General features: G+C 66.7%; 2 protein-coding genes. Both read left to right on the top strand.

The genetic code is table 11. The annotated features are described in order from the left end of the window. On the top strand, nucleotides 1–2,758 hold a 2,758-nt coding region (locus tag HMPREF9440_RS04460), incomplete at its 5' end, for an ATP-binding protein (protein ID WP_050816110.1). A gap of 70 nt (nucleotides 2,759–2,828) precedes the next feature. Next, the coding region (locus HMPREF9440_RS04455; protein WP_008541881.1) for a hypothetical protein at nucleotides 2,829–3,160 on the top strand (332 nt) is incomplete at its 3' end.

Here is a 3,160-nt window from a genome sequence, read left to right as displayed (position 1 = left end):
CGACGCCCTCTCCTACTGGCAGACGGCGCGCTCGGCGGAATTCTGGGAGGCGGACGTGCGCGAAGCCGCCCGCAAGGAAGAGGACGCCCGCCGCAAGATGGAGCACGCCGAGCGCGAGCAGGCGCTCGCCACCGAGGACGTGAACACCCTCTTGAAGCGCTCGTACGAAAAGGGCGGCGCGGCGCTCGAACGCATCAAGGACCAGGTCGCGAAGGCCGAAGAGGACCTCCGCAAGGCGGACGAACGCCGCCGCCTCACCGCCATTCAGGCGGCCGTCATCCGTCCGGAATTCCCGACGGACGAGGACGCCTGGGACGCGCTCGCCCAAGAGGCCCGCACGATCGTGGAGGGCCGCGACGAAGCCGCCAAGGCGCGCTTTGCGAAGCGCGACGCGCTTTCGGCCGAGCTCGCCAAGGCCACCGAAGAATTCAAGCTGCGCCGCCGCGAAATCGAGGCGATGCGGGCGAGGCCCTCCAACATTCCTTCCGAGTACCTCGACATCCGCCGCGAAGTGGCGGCCGCGATCGACGTGCCGGAAGACCGTCTGCCGTTCGTCGGTGAATGGATCGAAGTCCGCGAAGACGACGCCCCCTGGCAAGGCGCGATCGAGCGCGTGCTGAGGAGCTTCGCCCTCTCCGTCATGGTCCCCGAAGACTGTGCGGACGCCTTCATCGAGGCGGTCGAGGAGCGCCATCTGGGGCTTCGCCTCGTCTACCACCGCGTGAAGACGAAGAAGCCCAGAGCGGGCAAAGCGGCCAAGGGCGCGGCGACGCAGGCCTCGGGCGAAAACAGCGCCTTTGCGGTGCTGAAGACCCTCAAGAAGACCTCCGCCGATCCCCGCCCGATGCTCCCGCAGAAGTTGACCTTGAAGGAAGGCGACTTCACGGCGTGGTTGTCGGACGAGTTGAACGCGCGCTTCGACTACTACTGCGCGCCGGACTTGGACGCCTTCCGCGAAGCCGAGCGCGCCGTGACGATTCACGGTCAGGTGCGCCACAACGCGGGGCGCTTTGAAAAGGACGACCGCCGCAGGATCGACGACCGCCGCACCTGGGTCACCGGTTTCTCGAACACCGCGAAGCTCGCGCTCTACGAAGCCGAAGGGCAGCAGTTCGCCGAAGCGATCGGCAGACTCACGCACGAGCGCACCGCGGTCGAAGCCGAGATGACGGAAGAAAGCACCCGTCAGGCGGCCGCGCAGTGGATCGTCTCGACCCGCTGGGCCGACGTCGACGTGGCGGGCGCGCAGAAGGCGTTGGATCAGTTGAAGGCCGAGTTCGTCCGCATGACGGACGGGAACCTGGAACTGCGCGCCATCGAAGCGCAGTTGGCCGAGGCCCAGACGCGTCTGCAGCAGTCCCGAGAACGCTTCACGCACGCCTCGAACGTGCATTCGCTCTCGAAGCGCGACCGCGAGACGGCGGAACACTACCTGAAGCTCGACCAGACGAAGTTGAAGGCCATGGCGGACGAAAAGCCCGTCCCGGACGAGAAGCTTCTGGAGCTCCTTGAGACCCGCGTCACGCAGGGCGGCCGCACGATGCTCTCGCGCGGGAACCTTCAGGACTTGACCGAGACCGCCCGCCGCCGCATGGAGGAGGAAAAGGACAAGGCCCTGGACGCCATGCGCGTGGCGGAAAACAACGTCACCAACCGCTTCGCCGAATTCAAGCGCCGCTGGCCCACGGCCGAGGTGCAGGAGCTGGACGACTCGATGGCGAGCGCGCCGGGCTTCATGAAGATGCTGGAACGCTTGGAGCGGGACGGCCTGCCCAAGTACGAATCGCGCTTCCGCGAGCTTCTCGACAACCAGTCGCTCCAGAACTTCACGGCCCTTCAGATGCAGCTCAAGGAAGGCCGCCGCACGATCTTCGAGCGCATCGCGGTCGTGAACAAATCGCTCGAATCGGCGCCGTTCTCCCGCACCGAGGACGGTGAGACGCATCTGCGCATCGACGTGAAGGACCGCCGTCACCCGGACGTGGCGGATCTCCAGGACAAATTGAACGGGATTCTGCGCACCGCCTGGCGCGAAGCCACCGATCAGGAGATCGAGGAGCGCTTCCGTGCGGTCAAAGACCTCGTCGCGCGTTTGAACCCCGAAAACGCCCAGGAAGAGCGGTGGAGGAAGACCGTTTTGGACGTCCGCGAACACGTCGAATTCCTCGCGGTGGAACTCGACGACGAGGGGCGCGTGGTGGAGACGTACCTGTCGGGTGCCGGGAAGTCGGGCGGGCAGCGTCAGAAGCTGACGACCACGTGCCTCGCCGCCGCACTCCGCTACCAGTTGGGCGAATCGGCCGAGGGCCTTCCCGCCTTCGCGCCGGTGATTCTGGACGAAGCCTTCGACAAGGCCGACAGCGAGTTCACCGACCTCTCGATGTCGATCTTCCGCCGCTTCGGCTTCCAGATGATCGTGGCGACGCCGGAGAAGGCCGTCCACACGTTGGAGACCTTCATCGGCGGGGCGGCGCTCATTGCCATCCGTGAGCGCCAGTATTCCGGCGTCTTGTCGGTGCAGTACGACGACGAAGCCTCGAAGCTCAACTGGGCCGAGATCGGGCCATCGGGTTTGACGCAGGCGCAGTTGGAGGCGATCGAAGAAGCGGAAGCCAAGATGAAGGCGAAGACCGCGAAGCCGAAGAAGACGGACGGCGCCCCGGCCCCGCAGACCGCGTCCCTCTTCGGGGACGACGAGGCTGAAACCGACGGGGCTGAGACCGACGGGGCTGAGACCGACGGGACCCCGCAGGCCTGAGGGCTGAAGGCTGAGTCCTGAGGACTGAGAACGGAACAGGTCGCGGAAGAAACGCAGGAGGAAGAAACCCATGCCCGCCGCCGACTTCTTCATGCCGCCCGACGAGATGCTCGCGAAGCGCGCCGCCGCGGTGAGGAGGCTTCTCCCGGAGCATCTCCTCAGGGCCGCGGGCGTCGCGCTCCCGAAGACGCCGACCCCCGATGGGGCCGATGCGGTTGATGAGGCGGATGAGTCCGAAGGGAAGAACCTGAAGAACGCGGAGGACGACGGGGCCTGGCAGCGGATCACGATCCGCCGCCCCACGCAGAAGAAGGCCGCCGCGGACCCGCTCGCCATCCGCCGTGCGGCGGACGCGTGGCGCGCCTTCGGGCGGCTCCCGGGGGTAGAGCTTCAGGAAGACGC

The sequence above is a fragment of the Sutterella parvirubra YIT 11816 genome (assembly GCF_000250875.1).
Taxonomy (GTDB): domain Bacteria; phylum Pseudomonadota; class Gammaproteobacteria; order Burkholderiales; family Burkholderiaceae_F; genus Sutterella; species Sutterella parvirubra.
This window is presented reverse-complemented; position numbering and strand designations above follow the sequence as displayed.